General features: G+C 64.2%; 12 protein-coding genes. 1 reads left to right on the top strand and 11 read right to left on the bottom strand.

Going from position 1 to position 14963, the window contains the following annotated elements; genetic code table 11:
- Both FJ492_RS27460 and oiaX read right to left on the bottom strand, forming a co-directional pair.
- Nucleotides 1–819: four-carbon acid sugar kinase family protein (locus tag FJ492_RS27460; protein ID WP_140773401.1), on the bottom strand; the 819-nt coding region annotated here is incomplete at its 3' end.
- A 5-nt stretch (nucleotides 820–824) separates the two neighbouring features.
- Nucleotides 825–2075, bottom strand: coding sequence for a 3-oxo-isoapionate-4-phosphate decarboxylase OiaX (gene oiaX, locus FJ492_RS27455; RefSeq protein ID WP_140773399.1), 1251 nt, complete (start codon nucleotides 2073–2075; stop codon nucleotides 825–827).
- A gap of 184 nt (nucleotides 2076–2259) precedes the next feature.
- Here oiaX and FJ492_RS27450 point away from each other — a divergent pair, with 184 nt between their 5' ends.
- A complete protein-coding gene (locus tag FJ492_RS27450; protein WP_140510421.1) occupies nucleotides 2260–2973 on the top strand; it encodes a transcriptional regulator NanR in 714 nt (237 codons plus the stop codon).
- A 4-nt stretch (nucleotides 2974–2977) separates the two neighbouring features.
- Here the strand turns inward: FJ492_RS27450 and FJ492_RS27445 are convergent, their stop codons facing one another.
- From FJ492_RS27445 to FJ492_RS27405, 9 genes are all read right to left on the bottom strand, one after another.
- A complete protein-coding gene (locus FJ492_RS27445) occupies nucleotides 2978–4816 on the bottom strand; it encodes a hypothetical protein (RefSeq protein ID WP_140773397.1) in 1839 nt (612 codons plus the stop codon).
- Nucleotides 4813–5847, bottom strand: a complete 1035-nt coding sequence (locus FJ492_RS27440) for a Gfo/Idh/MocA family oxidoreductase (protein WP_140773395.1) — start codon at nucleotides 5845–5847, stop codon at nucleotides 4813–4815. Before FJ492_RS27440 ends, FJ492_RS27445 begins: the two co-directional genes overlap by 4 nt.
- Nucleotides 5848–5849: 2 nt before the next feature.
- Nucleotides 5850–6914 (bottom strand): ABC transporter permease, encoded by a 1065-nt coding sequence (locus tag FJ492_RS27435; RefSeq protein ID WP_140773393.1) that lies wholly within the window; start codon nucleotides 6912–6914, stop codon nucleotides 5850–5852.
- Nucleotides 6914–8452 (bottom strand): sugar ABC transporter ATP-binding protein, encoded by a 1539-nt coding sequence (locus FJ492_RS27430; protein WP_140773391.1) that lies wholly within the window; start codon nucleotides 8450–8452, stop codon nucleotides 6914–6916. Before FJ492_RS27430 ends, FJ492_RS27435 begins: the two co-directional genes overlap by 1 nt.
- Nucleotides 8449–9111, bottom strand: coding sequence for a DUF2291 family protein (locus FJ492_RS27425; RefSeq protein WP_140752335.1), 663 nt, complete (start codon nucleotides 9109–9111; stop codon nucleotides 8449–8451). Before FJ492_RS27425 ends, FJ492_RS27430 begins: the two co-directional genes overlap by 4 nt.
- A 142-nt stretch (nucleotides 9112–9253) precedes the next feature.
- On the bottom strand, nucleotides 9254–10195 hold the full coding sequence (locus FJ492_RS27420) for a D-ribose ABC transporter substrate-binding protein (protein WP_140773389.1): 942 nt from the start codon (nucleotides 10193–10195) through the stop codon (nucleotides 9254–9256).
- 260 nt (nucleotides 10196–10455) lie between these two features.
- Complete coding sequence (locus FJ492_RS27415) at nucleotides 10456–11283, bottom strand: phosphogluconate dehydrogenase C-terminal domain-containing protein (RefSeq protein WP_140510409.1); 828 nt, start codon at nucleotides 11281–11283, stop codon at nucleotides 10456–10458.
- A 104-nt stretch (nucleotides 11284–11387) separates the two neighbouring features.
- The gene (locus FJ492_RS27410) at nucleotides 11388–12422 is read right to left on the bottom strand and encodes an ABC transporter permease (RefSeq protein WP_140773387.1); all 1035 of its coding nucleotides are present in this window, start codon (nucleotides 12420–12422) and stop codon (nucleotides 11388–11390) included.
- Nucleotides 12419–14893, bottom strand: coding sequence for an ATP-binding cassette domain-containing protein (locus FJ492_RS27405; RefSeq protein ID WP_140773385.1), 2475 nt, complete (start codon nucleotides 14891–14893; stop codon nucleotides 12419–12421). Before FJ492_RS27405 ends, FJ492_RS27410 begins: the two co-directional genes overlap by 4 nt.
- Nucleotides 14894–14963 lie beyond the last annotated feature (70 nt).

The following is a 14963-nucleotide window of genomic DNA, read 5'->3' as shown; positions in this document are numbered from 1 at the left end:
GCCCGACACGACGGCCACCCGGTCGACGGCACCCGGCGGCGCAAAGCGTGGCCCAGCGTTGGCGATGCCCCTCGACGCCCACTCGGTCAACAGCGCATATTCGATTCCGGACGAGCCGACGACGATGGAACCGCCCGGTTTGCGAACCCGCCATATTTCCTTGCCAGCAAGGGCTTGGGTCTCCCGGTTATCGACGTCGATAAGAACGATGGCGGCACCGTTCTCCACGAGGCGATCGAATGCCTGCGATCGCCTCGTGGACTGCAGCGTCGCCAGGTCAAGCAATCCCAAGGAGAGTCCGGTCTGTCGCGACATATGAATCAGCAGGTCGGACTCATTCATCGGCGTCGTCGGATGGCGGCTCATCACCGGATGACGGTCGATGCGGAAATACTGGTCGCGATAGGCCGCGAACAAGTGGCCAAAGGCAGTGTAGCGTCTGAGCTGCGGTGCGCCGACCAGCATAGGCACGCTGTCCTGTGCGAAGACCGAGCGGCCGATCTCGATTGCCCGGCCGATGCTGCCGATTACCGGACTTGAATCGAAGGTCGAGCAGACCTTGTAATGGCAGATCTCGGCTCTCAGCGCCTTCAGCCAGGCGAACGCGTCACGCAAATGCGTGTCCATCCACTGCGGGGTCTCGCTGCGGCTGGTGCCAGCGAGGCCAACCGCACGACAGTGCGAAAACCGTGCAAGCTGCTCGGCGTCCGGCTGGCGCATGAACAACACGGTCGGAACGCCACCAAGCTCGAGTGCTTCCATCACATCGGTCGAGCCGGTGAGGTCGTCGCCATAGTAGCTGAGCAGCAGGTCTTGCATGGCTGTCAGGCCGCCCTGCCATCGCCGAATTTTTCAATCGACCGCGCTAGTTCGGCATGGTTGCGGGCATGATCGGCCAAGGGAATGCCGTCCACAGCCGCCTGCCAGGCCTGACGCACGGCGCGCACGCCGGCGCCTGGTCCGTCCGGATGGCTGACGATGCCGCCGCCGCAGAGATAAAGGAGATCGACCGTTCGCCCGGTGCGTTCATAGGTCTCGGGTGCCTGTCCACCCCATTGGCCGGAACCGGCCACCGGCAGCGCGCAATCGTCAGGCGAGAAGATCGGCGTGGTCACTGCCTTGAAGGAGCGGACGAAGGATGCATCTGGTTCCCAGTATTTCGAGGCAATGCCATTAATCTGGAACTGGTCGACGCCGAGCAGCCGCCAGAACTGCTGCCAGACTCTGAAATCCATGCCGAGGCCGGGATGGCGGGTGAGGATGTCCCAGCCATTGCGGTGGGCGTGCAGCACCAGGCCGGAGCGCTTCCTCAAGAACGCCATGCCGCCGAAGCCGATTGAGTTGATGTTGACCACGGCACAATTGCCGCCGGCCTTGATCACCAGATCGTGGTTGCGCATCATCTCGTCGGGATCGGCATGCGAGATGCCGAAGGCATACATCACCTTCTTGCCGGTCTTCTGTTCATGGTCGAGGACGAGCGGCATGATCGCCTTTATCCGCTCCGCCAGCGGCGAATAGGCAGGGCTCATCAGCTTCTCGTCGTCCTTGATGAAATCGACGCCGGCCTCGATCAGTTCGCCCACCATCGCGGCCGTCTCACGCGGCCGGAGGCCCAGCGCCGGCTTGACGATGGTGCCGATGATCGGACGGTCCTCGACGCCGGTCAGCCTGCGGCTGCCAGCGAGGCCGAATTGTGGTCCGGGATGGGCGCCCCGGTATTGTTCCGGCAGCTTCATATCGATGACGCGAATGCCGGTGAGCCCCTTGATCGAATATGTGCCGCCGATGGCAATGGTCATCAGTGCCGCAAGGTCGGTGCCGATGGCATCGAACGGAAAGGCGATGTCGACATCAGCGCGCCTGAACGGTCCGTTGCCGGATCCCGGGAGAGACGGCTGCGCGGCATCAGGCAGGTGGCGGATTGCCAGCACGCGCGCCGCCACGCGAGCCTTCAGTTCCTCCGTCTCGCCCGGCAGCGCGACGAAGGTGCCGGTCGACTGGTCGCTGGCGATCTTGGCCGCCAGGGACTCGATGCTGCCGGCCGTCTCGATGCGGTAGGTCAAAGTGATCATGGACGTCGGCCGGTCGAAAAGGGTTCGAAAAAAGTTTCGTCGCGCAGGAAATCTGGTATAATGAGTACATAAGTATTGCAAGCACTATCCCAATTGGCGGCTCCAGTCCGGTCAGCGGACGGGCATTCCAGGAATCGCAACGGCAATGCTAGATAGGGCTGGGTCAAGGGAGTGATTCGCGACGATGAACCGTTCGGAGCCGATCGTCCGGCGCAAACTTTCCGACGAAGTCTTTGCAAGACTGAAGCGGCTGATCACCAGCGGCGAACTGCAGCCCGGCGATGACATGCCGTCCGAGCGCGAGTTGATGGAGCGCTTTGAGGTCGGCCGACCGGCGATCCGTGAAGCCATGCAGGCGCTGAACAATATGGGGCTCGTCGCCATCTCGCATGGCGAGCGCGCCAAGGTGCTGCAACTGACCGCCAAGTCGATCATCAAGCAGGTCGACGGCGCGGCCAAGATCATCCTGTCTTCGTCCAGGGACACGCTGGAGCACCTGAAGACCGCGCGCATCTTTTTCGAACGCGGCATGGTCAGGGAAGCCGCGGAAAAGGCCACATCGGAGGATGTGCAACTGCTGAAGGCAACCGTGGCCGAGCAGCGCGCCGCGCGCGGCGATTCGGAGGCCTTCATCTCCGCCGACATGAAGTTTCATACCCAGATCGCGTCCATTTCAGGCAATCCGATCTATGTCGCCGTCAGCGAAGCCACGCTGGGCTGGCTGAAGGAATACCACACTGAAATGCTTATCTGGACCGGCAAGGAAAAATACACGCTGACCGAGCACGAGGAGATCATCGACCGCATCGAGCACCGGGATGCCGACGGTGCCGAGAAGGCGATGATCAAGCACCTCGAACGCTCGCGTGCGCTCTATGTGATGAATTCCGAGAAGTGAAGCTCTAGCCGACCCGCATAGTGGCGTAGGACGACATCACGAGATGGTCCTGGCCAAGCGCCGAAACATCGACGGACACATCATTCGCCGTCAGGTTCGCCAGCCAGACGATGGTCCTGCCCGAGACAGAGCGACCGGCCAGCGCCAGGACCCGAGTCTCGTCGCTCGTCATGGCGGAAACATGCGTCAGTCCAGCCAACTCACAAAGCCCTTCGACGGCCCGGAAGATCGACCGCGGCGTTCCTTGCGCGACGGGTTCGCCTGATCCCGCGACCACGCCGAACGGCCCGCTGAAGCTGGACAGTGTCAGCATCTCCAGGCCCGCCGGCGCGACGCGCGCGGCATAGCCGATCGTCCATGCGGCGGCGAACTGCGCGGCATGGCGGGGATCGCGGTTCGCCATGGCGATGCGTTGCCCCTGCGGATTGTCCTTGGTCGCGCCACCATAGGGGTTCTGGCGCATGGCCATCGTCGATGGCCCGATCCGGTACGGCTTTGTCCCGAAGATCGCCCGAGTGGACCGAATGATGAAGGGCAGCGCCTCCAGCGATTGCATGACGCTGAGATCATCGGCGGCATGCACGATCGGACAGGTGCAGTGGGTGATGAAATCGAGCTGGTGGGCCGGAACGCGCTTGCGGTTGAGCTCGGTGAAATAGCTGAACATGCCGCCGCCGAGACGGATATCGGGAAAGGCGCGGCGCGCCGCCGTGTAGACGTCCTCGAGCGGCGGGCATGCCGGCCAGGCACTGCCCGGCGGCGTCGACTGGCGGTCGACCGCAGGAGACACCGCGACAGCATCGAGCCGCAGGCCTGCCCGGCGTACCATATCGGCGACATCGGAAAGTTCGGCGTCGAGATCGCCGGCGCAGGCGACCACGCATTCCAGCGTCGTCGAAACAGGGTAGGCGGCGGCGAGCCGGGCATGGGCGCGCAGCGCGTTGAGGCCGTGGCCTCGCGTCGGATCAAAGTGGAAAAGCAGCTGCCGCGGACCGAGCCTTCCCAGCACCGGCAGGTCGGCAAGTGCCGCCTCGACATCCTCGGGATAGATCACCACGCCGATGTCAGGCAGCTTCGAGCCGGCCTTGCCGAGTTCGACGCGGACCGGTTCCGCCGCCGCTGCCGAGGCAGGCACGTTGGCGTCGCCGGTGATTTGCAGGCTGATCGTCTGACGCAGGGGTTGTCTGGCCGGCAGCACATAGGGCCATGGCAGCGCCAGCGGCCTCACATAGGTCTTGTAGGAAGCGTCAGACCAGTTGCGCTGGTCTTCCATCTCGAATGTGTCGCCATCCATCCGGCATTGCGCGACAACGCCGGGCCGCACCTGATGCGTGATGGCGCGCAAATTCTTGAACGGCTGCCAGGGGTCGATCAGATCGGGCAGTTCCGTCTCGACTACCCCGCCGTCGGTATGCTCGACCGTCACTGGGCTGCCGGCAAGGCCGGCGATCGGGTGCAGGATGCAGAAGCCGCAGCGGTTGGTTTCGAAATCGCTCTCTGGCAACGCGGTCACATCGAACACCAGCCTGCCGTCGGCGGAGCCTTCGATCGTGGCGCGGAAGCCGAGCCGGCTGCCTTTCGGGCCGAGGCAGCTTGCCGTGTAGCTGACTGAGAAACGGTCATCCTCCTGATCGATCGCCAGATCTGTCAGATCAGGCTCGTATGTGCCCCAGTCGCGGTCGCGCACGATATAGGCGATGGCGCGCAGCACTTCGATGCCGCCATGGCGGATGGTGCGCAGATTGCCGTTGACCAGCTCCGTACTCAGCGCGCCCGCGCGCAACGTGACCGGCTTGGGCTCGGCCGCGCGCGTGCCGTAGAGCTGGAAAGCCTCAGCCGTCATCTGAGCAGCGCGTCGATCCGCACCGGTTCTCGGCTGGCGGCACCGGCATAGGCCGCCTCGACCAGGGCTAAGGTCTTCAGATTGTCCGCGCCTGAAGTAGCCGGTTCCTGGCCTGATGCAAGGCAGTCGACCCAGTGCCGCTGGATGGCGGCAACGCTTTCCTGGATGTTGTGCCAAGGCCGCGAGGCCCAGGGCAGCAGTGGCGGCGAGAGGTCGCTCACCTTGGTTCCGGTTTTGCCTGTGACGGTCAGCCGGTAGCCTTGCGCCAGCCGGATCGTGCCGTCGCTGCCGTCGAGTTCGATGAGTGTTTCCGGGAACGGCTCCACGGCGAGCTTGGTCGCATAGCTGCAATCGACCACCGAAGTGGCGCCGCCGGCGTGGTCCATGAGCATCGTGGCGACATCCTCGCCGGCGATGGCCGGGTTGATGCGTGCGGTCCGCGCGGTCAGGCTCGACACATCGCCGAGCAGGAAGCGGGCGATGTCGAGAATATGAATGCCGAGATCCTCGATGATGAAGCGTTTGCCCGTCGCCAGATAGGGCTGGCCGGAAAACACGTCATAGCCGGAGCGAAAGGAGATGCGGCCGAAGAAGGGCGTCCCGATCTCGCCGCTGTCGAGTACGGCGCGCACCGCCTGGATCGGCGACTGCCAGCGAAAGTTCTCATGCACCATCAATGGCACGCCGGCTGTTTGGCAGGCCTCCACCATCGCCCTGGCATCACTGAGCGTCGGCGCGAACGGCTTCTGGCAGATGACGGGAATGCCGTGCGCGGCGGCCATCTCGACCAGCTCACGATGGCTGCCCACCGTGGTGGCGACGTCGACGAAGTCGAGTTTCTCCGCCGCAAACATCGACGCTGCGTCAGTGTAGCGCCGTGCGACATCGAACTGGTCCCCGACGATCCGCAGTCGCTCGGCATCGCGGTCGCAGACCGCGACGATCGAGGCGCCTTCGATGTCGCGCCAGGCATGCATCTGGTTGACGGCGAAGAAGCCGCAGCCGATCAGCGCTCCACTTAAGCTCGCCATGCTCAACCCACCTTTGCCATCTGCATGAGGGTGACGCGCTGCTGCAGCCGGCGCTGCGCCTGGTCGACGACGACGGCGACGATGATGACCAGCCCCTTGATCACCATCTGCCAGAAAGAACTCACGCCCATCATCACCAGCCCGTCCGACAGGATGCCGATGACGAAGGCGCCGACGATTGTGCCGCCGATCGTGCCGCGCCCGCCCGACATCGAGGTGCCGCCAAGCACCGCCGCGGCGATGGCATTCAGTTCGAAGCTCTCGCCCGTCGCCGGATGCGAGGCCATCAGTTCCGAAGAGATGATCAGGCCGACGATCGCGGCGCAGAAGCCGGAGAACATGTAGACGAACATCTTGACCATGTTGACGCGCACGCCCGAGATCCGCGCCGCGCGCTCATTGCCGCCGACGGCGAAGATATGCCGGCCGAGCGGGGTATAGCGCGCGAGATAGGCAGCCCCAAGCGCCACCACGATCAGGATCCAGATCGACACCGGCAAGCCGAGCAGCCGGCCGGCGCCGAGGAAGCCGAAGCCGGTGGTGCCGAGTTCCGGCTTGCCGACGAGGTTGGGGAAGGTGCGGCCGTCGGAGGACAGCAGCGCGAAACCGCGCGCGACATAGAGAACGCCGAGCGTGGCGATGAAGGGGGCGACGTTGAGCCTGGTGATCAGCAGCCCGTTGACGGCGCCGATCGCTATGCCGACCAGAAGCGTGATCAGGGCGATCTCGAAGACGTTGAAATAGACGGTGTAGCCGATCTGCAGGTCGATGCCGTTGAGCACGAGATAGCCGGCCACCATGCCGCACAGGCCGACGATCGAACCGACCGAAAGATCAATGCCGCCGGTGATGATGACGAAGGTCATGCCCATGGCGAGGAAGGCGTTGAGCGCCACGTGCTTGGCCATCAGGATCAAATTGGCGGCCGAGAGGAAGTTCGGCGCGGCGATCGAGAAGAATACCAGCACCGCGATCAGCGCGATGAAGGTCCTGAGCTTCATCAGCGTCAGCAGCGCGGAACCGCTGGAGGCGGAAGGAGCGGCCGCCTTGGCCGGAATGTCAGTCATCAGCGTTGCTCTCCATGTGCCGGTCCGTGGCCCAGCGCCGACGCAGCGACGATCGCCGCTTCCGTCGCCTCGGCGCGGTCAAACATGCCAGTCAGTCTGCCATTGCTCATCACCGCGATGCGGTCGGACAGCGCCATCACCTCGTCGAGATCGGAGGTGGCGAACAGGATGCCGAGCCCGTCGCGCGAAAGCTTGCGCATCGTGCGGAAGACGTCGGCCTTGGCGCCGACATCGATACCGCGGCTGGGTTCGTCCATCAAAAGCACTTTCGGTTCGGTGAGCAGTGCCTTGCCGATCACCACCTTCTGCTGGTTGCCGCCCGACAGTGACGAGACTTCCTGCGCCGGATCGGCGACCTTGATCGCCAGTTCCCGAACCATCTGGACGACGGCCTGCCGCTCGGCGCCGCCGCGGATATGGAACAGGCTGACGAAGCGCGACAAGCTCGCCAGCGTCAGGTTGCTGGCGACCGAGAGGATCGACACCAGCCCTTCGCGCTGGCGGTCCTCGGGGATCAATGCCAGCCCGCGCTGGATGCGGCGCGTCGTGTCGCGCTCCTTCACCTGCTTGCCGGCGATGAAGATCTTGCCGCTGGCATGGCCATGACGGCCCATGATGCAGTCGAACAGCTCGCTGCGCCCAGCGCCCATCAGCCCGTATATGCCGAGGATTTCGCCGGCGCGCAGCGACAGCGAGACATGGTCGACCGCCAGTCCGCCGGTAGCGCGCGGCAGGCAGATCTCATCGGCGCGGAAGATTTCCTCGCCGGGCTGATGTCCGTCGGCCTTGGCGAAATCCTTGGCATCCGAGCCGATCATCTGCCGCACGATCCACTGCGTGTCGACTCGTCTCATTTCCTCCTGGCCGGTGATACGGCCGTCGCGCAGCACGGTGACGGTGTCGCCGATGCGGATCAGTTCTTCCAGCCGGTGGGAGATGTAGACGATGGCGACGCCGCGCGCCTTGAGGTCGGCGATCACCTTGAACAGGATTTCGATTTCCGCCGCGCTCAATGCCGAGGTCGGCTCGTCCATGATCAGGATCTTGGCGTCGAGCGAAACCGCCTTGGCAATCTCGACCAGCTGTTGCTGGCCGATGCGCAGGTCCTCGACCAGCATGTCTGGCCGGATGCCGGCTTCGAGCCGGTCGAGGAATTCGCCCGCCCGCTTTTCCTGCTCCTTGCGGTCGATCTTGCCCAGCCGGTTGGTGATTTCGCGTGTGGCGAAGATGTTCTCGGCGACGGTCATGTTGCCGAACAGGTTCAGCTCCTGGAACACCATGCCGATGCCGCGCGCCACCGCATCTCCCGATGAGGAGAAGGAAACCTCTTCGTCTTCGAGCAGGATGCGGCCGGCGGTCGGCTGCTCGACGCCGGCGATGATCTTCATCAGCGTCGACTTGCCGGCGCCGTTTTCACCGACCAGCACGTTGACGGCACCCTTGCGCACCTCGAAGTTCGCCTGCTTGACCGCCACCGTGCCGGCATAGACCTTCGAGACGTCCTCCAGCTTGAGGATGACCTCGCGACCAGCGCTCATGGCTTCGGCCCGATCTCGGCCTCCGCCGGAGTCACCAGCGGCAGGTCCTGGCCACCTTCGATCGTATAAGCGCCGATCACCTTGGCGGCGCGGCCTTCAAGTGCCTCGCGCGGCAGTTTGGACAGCACGGCCTTGTCCGCATAGGCGTTGAAAGCCTTGCCGAACTGGGCGAAGTCGATCTGGTTGGTGAAGTCGTTGAACTGGACGAAATCGAGGCTGTCGCGCAGTGCCGTGCCGCGCATCGCTGGCCCGATCTGGACGCGCGCATCGGCCTTGCCGTCGCCATCCACGTCAATGTCCATCGTTGCCGCGCGCGACTGCGTGTTGGCGGCGATGATCTTGCCCTCGACACGCACCGCGAAGGTCCATGGCGAATTCGCCTGCTTCCTGGGGTTGCCGTATTTGGCGCCGGCCGCCGCCGGATCGGTCTTCGCCAACGCATGGACCTCGGCAAACGGCCCGGCCTTCTGCTTGAGATAGGGTATGACCTTCGAGGCCCAGATGTCCTCGACCATCTTGTCCGGTTTGAAGGCAGGCGCATTGTTTTCGCCTTGCGCCACGGGCGTCGGCAGGATCTTGCAGGCGCTGAGGCCAAGGCCCACGAGCGCCGCAAGCATCATCCCGGTGAAACGGGTCAGCCAAGTCAATCTGTTCGGCATGGCGGTCAAAAAATCACCCGGAACGTGAAACTGGAGCAATTCCAGAAAAAGTGTGAAACGGTTTTCCGTCCGAAATTGCGTCAAAACAAAACTGGACGAGGGGCGAACACAGGTCCGCCCCCCGCCGTTGCGTTGAGCCGGCTCAGTTCTTCAGCGCGAAGGTTTCCAGCTTGGCGGCATTTTCGCCATTGACGAGCACGCAGTCCATCAGCTGCTTTTCCTTCTCGGGTGACTTCTTGTTCTTGATGAAGTCGTTGGCCTGTTCGACCGCCATCTGCGCCTGGGCAAAGGCAGGCTGCAGCACTGTCGCCTTGATGCCGCCGGAGGTGATGGAATCGCGCACGTCGTTCGAGCCGTCGAAGCCGACGACGATGACATCCTTGCGGTTCGCGGCGGCGAGCGCGGCATAGGCGCCCATCGCCATCGTGTCGTTGCCGGAGATGACGCCCTTGATGTCGGGATTGGCCTGCAGGATCGATTCCATCTTGGAATAGGCCTCGGTCTGGCTCCAGTTGGCCGACTGCTGCGCGACCATCTTCAGGTCCGGATAGTCATCGATGACGTCATGATAGCCCTTGGAGCGGATACCGGCATTGGTGTCGGATTCCTTGCCGACCAGCTCGACGAAGTTGCCCTTTTCACCCATCAGCTTGACGAACTCCTGCGCGCCGAGCTGGGCGCCCTGGTAGTTGTTGGAGACGATCTGCGCCACGGCGACGCCGGTGGCGTTGATCTCGCGGTCGATCAGGAACGAGGGAATGCCCGCGTCCTTGGCCTTCTGCACGGCGGCGACGGTGGCGTCGGCGCCGGCATTGTCGAGGATGATCGCCTTGGCGCCGCGGCCGATCGCGGTGTCGATCAGTTCGGACTGCTTGTTGGCATCGTCGTCATGCACCAGCACCAGCGCCTCGTAGCCGAGTTCCTTGGCCTTGGCCTCGGCGCCAACCGCTTCCGCCTTGAAGAACGGATTGTCATGCGATGGCGTGATGATGGCGATGAGGTCCGCCGCGTAAACAGGCATCGCCGTGCCGAGCGCCAGCACGCCGGCGAACGCCGCAAGCGTTATTCTGCGAGTCAGTTTCATGAAGTCCTCCCGTTTGAAAAGCTTGTGTCTCGACCGATCGAGGCCACTGTCTGCGTTTGAATCCATCAGCCTGTGAAGGTTGCGGAACGCCTGGCCCAAGCCGTCAGTCGGCCTCCCAAGCAAGTTCCTGTTCCCCGCCATCCTCCACCCGTCTCAGCTTCGAACTCCCGGCGAAGCGTGGTTGATCCGAGCGGAGATTAGCTTAGTCAACTGGTATGATGAGTCAACCACAAATTAAGGTAATCTGTACCCAAGTCGACTCAGGTGATCCGCTGAATGCTGGCTGCGATCTCTTCCGGCTCGAAGACCCGCTTCCAGTCGTCGCGCATCAGCACCGGCTTGCCGAATTCGATCGCCTTGTTGCAGGCGTCAGAGAACACGCCCTTGGTTTCGCCGAAGATGACGGCGCCGAGCACGTTCATGTGGCCAAGCAGGAAATCGAGCGCCGCTTGCCGGTCGACGCCACGCGCCACGACCTCGTCGACCGCCTCCTTCATGACGACCAGCAGCGAAGCGCAGACGGTTTCCGAAAGACCTGGCTCGAGCAGCGCCATCTGTTTGACGGAAACGCGGTGCGAGCGCATCACCGGCGCCCAGATGATCTTGGCGATGGCCTCGCCCTTGGCATAGTCGGCTTCCGGTCCCTGCATCAGGGCGCTGACCATGTGCTGCTTGGCCTTCACACCGCCGAAATAGTCCTTCTTCGCCGCCATGTCGGTCTCGTCGTTGAAGATCGGCGGATGGCAGGGATGGGTGACGAAGTAGGTCAGGTCGGGACGATCGGGCAAATGGCCGGCGAACGGCGCGGCTGCGTCGAGTACGATGACCATCGTGCCCGGCGCAAGCTTGCTCTCGATGCTTGTCGCGACCTTGCCGATATGGGTGTCCGGCACGGCCAGGATCACCACGTCGGCGCCTTCCAGCGCCTCGTCGGCGCTGACCGTGTCGAAGCCCAGTCCGGTCTTCAGCCGCTCACGCCCGGCCTCGCTGACCTCGACATGGCGGATCGTATAGGGCGAGCCGCGGAAATTGGTCGAAAGGCGGTAGCCCATTTTGCCGCCGGCACCGAACAGCGCAATCGTCGTCATCTAGCCCTTGCTCCCTGGTCGTGGACGATGGCGTTACCGATCGTCATCTTATCTACTGGTATGATCACTCTACCGCATTGGCAAGAGAAATCATCATCCGCTTGTCATTCCCGGCGGACAGCCGCCGCATTTGGCTCGGATCCCAGTGTGCCGTCGTCGTCGGTGCGGTCGACGGCGGCTCGGCGCGACAGCACTTGCCGGCCGGCCAGCGCCAGAACGAAGATGACGACGATGCCTTGCACGATGTCCTGCGCACCTGGCGGCAGGCCGACGATCTGCATGGTGGTGACGATGAGGATCAGCAGGATACTGGCGAACAGCGTGCCGACGGCGCTCGCCGAGCCGCCAAAGATCAGCGTGCCGCCCAGCACCACCGCGGCGATCGACTGCAAAAGATAGGGCTGGCCCATTTCGAGGAAGGCGCCACCTATATAGGCGCCGAGCAGCAGCCCATTGAGCGAAGCCAGCACCGACGAGATGATGAAAGCCGAAGCGATGACCCGGTTGTTGCGGATCGCGGCCAGCCGCGCGGCGGTGCGGTTCTGGCCGACTGCCGACAGCAATTGTCCGAAAACCGTGTAGCGCAGTACGAAGGAGGTCGCGGCCACGCCAACGATGGCGATGGCGGCCATGATCGGCACGCCGGCAATGCGGCCCGTCGCCAGCGTCTTCAAGAGCGGGCTCACGGCGAAGCCCGCTATGGCGCGGTTCGATAGCAGTGTCGCGGTTGCCAGTACATAACCTGTCGCCAGCGTGGCAATGATGGCCGGTATGTTCAGCCCGACGACGAGCAGCGAATTCAACCCGCCGATCGCAAGGCCGAGCAGGATCGCGGCGCCGACGCCGATGGCAAGGTTGGCGTCCTGGCCCTTGATCGTGAGCAGCGCCACGAAGGCGCTGAGCGTGATCACCGAGGCCACCGAAAGGTCGATATTACCGCGCCCGGTGGTGACGACGAACATCTGGCCGATGCCGACGACGGTCAGGAACGAGGCCGACAGCATGATGCCCGACAGGCTGGAGAGGCTGAAGCGGTTGGTGACTACGGAGAGCACCAGCCAAAGCAAAAGCACGCCGATCGCCGACCAGACCCAGCGGTTCTTCTGTGCCCAGAGGCTGAAGGCGACGAGGCCGTTCATTGTTCGCTCCTGCGGTCTGCGATCAGGCTGCGCAGCGTCAAAAGGGCGATGAGGATCAGCCCTTGCGTTGCCGCGTTGAAGTCGCTGCTCACGTTTAGCGTGCCGAGCAGGGCGCCGATCAAGGCCAGTGTGACCGCACCGGCGACGGTGCCGACCGGCGAGATGACACCGCCCAGCAGCGAGCAGCCGCCCATCACTACGGCGGCGACGCTGAGCAGCGTGAACGAATTGCCGGAATTGATGTCGCTTGCCGTGTTGATCGCCGTCAGCGACAGGCCGGCGGCAGCGGCGAACAATCCGGCGACGAGGTAACGCACCAGGGCATAGCGCGTCGGCGACCAGCCGGAGCGGATCATGGCGGTTGGATTGTTGCCGAAGCCGCGCAGCACCACGCCGAGCGGCAGCCGGTCGATCACCAGCACCACCAGCGCGACGGCGGCGATAAGGATGATGGAGGTGGGCAGGAAACCCAGCGACCAGCTGAACATCGCCGACAACCATTCGGGGCTGGTGCCGCCCGGCGTCGGCTGCAGCGCGTAGCCCAGTCCCATCCAGATGAAGGAGGCGCCGAGCGTGACGACGATGGCCGGGATCTTGCGCGCCTGGATCAGCCCGCCAAGCCCAGCATAGGCGGTGACCGCCGCCGCCAGCGCCAGCGCACCGAGCCATGGCTGATCGTAGAGCAGCGTGGCGGAGAGCACACTGACCAGACCAGCAAAGGCGCCGACGCCGAGATCGATCTCGCTGCCGCCGACGATGAACATCTGCGCCGCCGTCACCAGCACCAGGGACAGCGCCGGCATCAACAGCAGGTCGAGCCCGAAGATCGAGGCCACCGCCGGGTTGGCCGAGATCATCACCGCCAGCACGGCGGCGAGGCCGATGAAGGGGGCCGCGTTGACCAGCCGGCGGGCAAGGCCGGCGCCGGCGGCGCTGTGCCCCGGGCCGGCACAGGTGTCCGCCTGCTGGGCAAAGGACGCGCCGACGACGGCCGATTCCGTGATCGCTTCGCCGCTCAATTCCTTGACGATGCGCCCGCCTGAAAACACCAGCACGCGGTCGCAGGCCAAAAGCTCGGCGTCTTCGGTCGTGTGCCAGACCAGCGTGCGACCACTGTGCGCGATCTCGTTGCAGAGCCTGTAGAAGTCTTGTTTCGTGGCAATGTCGACGCCGCGCGTCGGATCGTCGAGCAGCAGGATCGGCGTGTCGGCGACGAGCGCGCGGGCAACCAGCGCCTTCTGCTGGTTGCCGCCGCTGAGTTCGAGGATGTTGGAGCCGAAGCGTTTGTCGTCGAGCCGCAACCGGCCGGCTGCAACGCCGGCCGCCTCGCGGCAGGCGCGTTCCGAAACAAGGCCCAGTGCCGGACGGCGGGCAAGGCTGCCGATGCTGATGTTTCCAAGCACGCTCCACAGTGGGAACACGCCTTCCTTCTGGCGGTCGCCGGCAATGAAACCGGCATCGCCGCTCCTGGTGATCGCGGTTCCTCCGGTAGAATCCGGCTCGAAGACAGCGTGCAGCAACTCCTTCTGGCCGCTGCCCTCGAGCCCCGCCAGTCCGATGATCTCGCCGCGGCCGATCTCGATATCGCGGCCGAGTCCGGCGGTCAGGGAACCGGACAATTTAACCAGCGCCTCGCCGCTGCTGGCGGCGACGGCGCTGTGCTGGTGGATTGAATTGGCGTCGCCGCCCATGAGCTGCACCAGTTGGCCGATCGAGGTGTCGGCGACATCGCCGCGCCAGGCGGTGCGTCCGTTGCGCAGCACCATCACCTGCGTGGCGATGTCGATGATTTCCTGCAGCTTGTGGCTGATGAAGATGAAGGCGAAGCCGGATTTGGCACGCTCACGGATAAAGGCCCGCAACTGTCTGGAGCGGTCGAGGTCGAGCGAGGAGGTCGGCTCGTCGAGCACGATCAGCTTGACGCCGGGCGTGGCGGCGGCGCGCGCGATCTCGACCATCTGCCGCTCGGCGATGGAGAGATGGCCGACTTCGGCGTTCACATCGATGCCGTTGGCGTGAAAGACGGCGTCCAGCGCTGCGCGGGCGCGGTCCCTGTAGAGTGCGCGCCAGCCCGGCCGGTTGGCCGCGTCGCCGGGTGTCTCCAGGAAGAAGTTCTCGGCGACGGAAAGGTTGGCGCACAGCGATAGTTCCTGGTGAACCATGCGGATGCCGCGCCTTTGCGCCTCCGCCGTGTCATAGGCGCCGAAGCTCACGCCCTGTCCGGCGAACGAAATCGAGCCGAGGGTCGGCGACGTCGCCCCGCACAGGATGCGCATCAGTGTCGACTTGCCGGCGCCGTTGCCGCCGACCAGGCCGATGATTTCACCGGCCGAGACGGCGAGGTCGATCTGCGCATTCGCCAGCGTCGGCCCGAAACTCTTGGTGATCCGCGACAGCGAGACGACGTTTGGCCTGATGTCGGGTATCGTAGCGGCTGCGCCTTCCGGATCGGCTACGGCAAGATGGGACATTCGTCCTCCGTTTCTTTACGGGCAAGAACCGGGCGCGGCCGTCTGGGCGGCGCCCGGTCCTTGGCAATGA

The sequence above is a fragment of the Mesorhizobium sp. B2-5-4 genome (assembly GCF_006441095.1).
In the GTDB taxonomy this organism is placed as follows: Bacteria; Pseudomonadota; Alphaproteobacteria; order Rhizobiales; family Rhizobiaceae; genus Mesorhizobium; species Mesorhizobium salmacidum.
The sequence above is the reverse complement of the archived record's forward strand: the minus strand, read 5'-3'. Positions and strand labels throughout refer to the sequence as shown.

Bases quoted from the DNA above. Each gene is read 5' to 3' on its own strand.
- FJ492_RS27430 (WP_140773391.1), bottom strand. From the start codon at position 8,452: ATGAGCGCTGGTCGCGAGGTCATCCTCAAGCTGGAGGACGTCTCGAAG.
- FJ492_RS27440 (WP_140773395.1), bottom strand. From the start codon at position 5,847: ATGGCGAGCTTAAGTGGAGCGCTGATCGGCTGCGGCTTCTTCGCCGTC.
- FJ492_RS27450 (WP_140510421.1), top strand. From the start codon at position 2,260: ATGAACCGTTCGGAGCCGATCGTCCGGCGCAAACTTTCCGACGAAGTC.
- FJ492_RS27415 (WP_140510409.1), bottom strand. From the start codon at position 11,283: ATGACGACGATTGCGCTGTTCGGTGCCGGCGGCAAAATGGGCTACCGC.
- FJ492_RS27405 (WP_140773385.1), bottom strand. From the start codon at position 14,893: ATGTCCCATCTTGCCGTAGCCGATCCGGAAGGCGCAGCCGCTACGATA.
- FJ492_RS27425 (WP_140752335.1), bottom strand. From the start codon at position 9,111: ATGCCGAACAGATTGACTTGGCTGACCCGTTTCACCGGGATGATGCTT.
- FJ492_RS27420 (WP_140773389.1), bottom strand. From the start codon at position 10,195: ATGAAACTGACTCGCAGAATAACGCTTGCGGCGTTCGCCGGCGTGCTG.
- FJ492_RS27410 (WP_140773387.1), bottom strand. From the start codon at position 12,422: ATGAACGGCCTCGTCGCCTTCAGCCTCTGGGCACAGAAGAACCGCTGG.
- oiaX (WP_140773399.1), bottom strand. From the start codon at position 2,075: ATGATCACTTTGACCTACCGCATCGAGACGGCCGGCAGCATCGAGTCC.
- FJ492_RS27445 (WP_140773397.1), bottom strand. From the start codon at position 4,816: ATGACGGCTGAGGCTTTCCAGCTCTACGGCACGCGCGCGGCCGAGCCC.
- FJ492_RS27435 (WP_140773393.1), bottom strand. From the start codon at position 6,914: ATGACTGACATTCCGGCCAAGGCGGCCGCTCCTTCCGCCTCCAGCGGT.